Source organism: Nocardiopsis protaetiae (assembly GCF_045446735.1).
Classification (GTDB): Bacteria; Actinomycetota; Actinomycetes; order Streptosporangiales; family Streptosporangiaceae; genus Nocardiopsis; species Nocardiopsis protaetiae.
Genome location: NZ_JBJJBV010000501.1, coordinates 1 through 1,863 on the forward strand (window position 1 = coordinate 1; position 1,863 = coordinate 1,863).

1 protein-coding gene is annotated in these 1,863 nt (G+C 73.6%); it reads right to left on the minus strand.

Annotated elements, in window-relative coordinates; translation table 11 throughout:
* Window positions 1–22: 22 nt before the first annotated feature.
* Window positions 23–1,863: glycosyl hydrolase family 28-related protein (locus tag ACJOT3_RS34330; protein WP_406977299.1), on the minus strand; the 1,841-nt coding region annotated here is incomplete at its 5' end.

Here is a 1,863-nt window from a genome sequence, read left to right on the forward strand (position 1 = left end):
GCCCCGGCCCGCCCGGGAGGGGTCAGTCCTGGCCCGGCCAGGAGGAGCAGTCGTCCCACTCCGAGTCCCAGCCGGAGTTGCCGCCGCCGTCCTGGAGGGAGAACACGCCGCTGCCCTGCGGGAACGGGCAGTTGTACACCCCGGCGACGCCGACACCGGTGGCGGTCACGTTCGCGAACTCCACCGATCCGGGCGTCTCGGCCTGCACCACGACCGTGCCCGCACCGTCCACGGTCGCGCCGTCGACCGTCACGTTGCGCACCGGCAGGCCCCGGCCGCCGCCCGAGACGAACTCGAAGACACTCCACGGGCTGTCGGTGACGGTGGTGTCGGTGATCTCCACCCGCGCCTCGATCGCGCTGTCGTAGGAGTCCACGCGCAGCGCGCCCATCGGGTGGTTCCAGTTGGGGTTCATCGCACCCGTGCGCACCAGCTCGTTGCCGTCGACCGTGATGGTGCCCCGCAACGGGAAGAACGGCTGGGCGAACGCCTGGTTGGAGATCGCGATACCGCTGCCCAGCGCGTTGGTGTCCACGACGAGGTTGCCGCGCACGGTCAGGTCGGTGCCGCCGTAGATCGCGATCCCGTTGGCCAGGTTGGGCTGGGAGATCGTGTTGTACTCGAACGCGCTGCCCACGGTGGGCGCGTGCAGGGACCACATGGCCAGGGCGTCGTCGCCGGTGTTGCGCAGGAAGTTCTGGCGCACGCTCACGTCGCGGGCGGTGCCGTTGATGTTGAGGCCGTCGGCCTTCATGTCGTAGAAGCGGTTGCGCTCCACCACCAGGCGGTCGTTGGGGCCGGTGAGCCACAGGCCGACCTTCAGGTGCTGCAGCCACATGCCGGACACCGACGAGTCCGGCCCCAGGGTGCCGTTGACGAAGTTGTCGGGCGAGGTGTCCACTCGCTGGGCGACGGCGCCGATGACCGCGAAGTCGTGCAGGCCCACGTTCCCGGAGGCGGACTGCTGGTCGATGAAGCCGGAGCTGAGCACCACCGAGTGCCAGTGGCCGGCGCCGCGCAGGGTCACCCCGTCCACGTTGCGCACCCAGGTCCCGACCCGGAACCCGCCCTGGGGGATCCACACCTCGCGGCCCGAGGCGCGGGCCTCGTCGATCGCCGCGGTGAAGGCCTGGTGGGAGTCGTCCCGCCCGGTCGGGTCGGCGCCGTGGTCGAGCACCGAGACCGAGCCCTGGGGCTGCTCGGCGGGCGGGGCGACCTGCTCGACGTCGGCGAGGTCGATGACGACCGGGGAGACGGCCGGGTCGGCGGTGACGCGGACGGTGTCCCCGGGGGCCAGGTCGGTGCCCAGCAGCAGGCGGGTGTTGGCGAAGAACTGGTGGGTGGTGGAACCGGGGATCCACGGCGCGTCCAGGTAGGAGTAGGCGCTGGTGACGGCGAGGTCGCCGACGTGCGCGCCGTTCGCGTGGACGGGCAGGGAGCCGGAGGCACCGTCGGGGACGCTGTAGGCGACGGTGATCGCGTTGGCGGCGCGGGGGAGGGTGAACTCCACGGACTCACCGGCGTCGAGGCGGACCGCCCGCCGGCCGGAGGCCTCCGAGGCGACGGTGCCCTGGGTCAGGTCCGGGCCGATGAGCTCGCCGTCGGTCGCGGCGGCGCCGGACTCGGCCTCGATCGTGGTGAAGGGCAGGTCGGCCCCGGCGGCGGTGACCGGGGCGGCGGCCGAGGTGATGGTGACCGGGGCGGTGGTGGCCGAGGTGGTGGTGGCCGCGGGTGCGGCCGCCGCGGGGGCGGGCGGGTGGGGTGCGGCGAGGGCGGCCGCCGCGACCAGCGCGGCGGCGGTGACCGCGCCGGTGAGTGGTCGGGCCAGGGGTGGACGTCGCCGGGGACCTGGGGGGTGAGCGG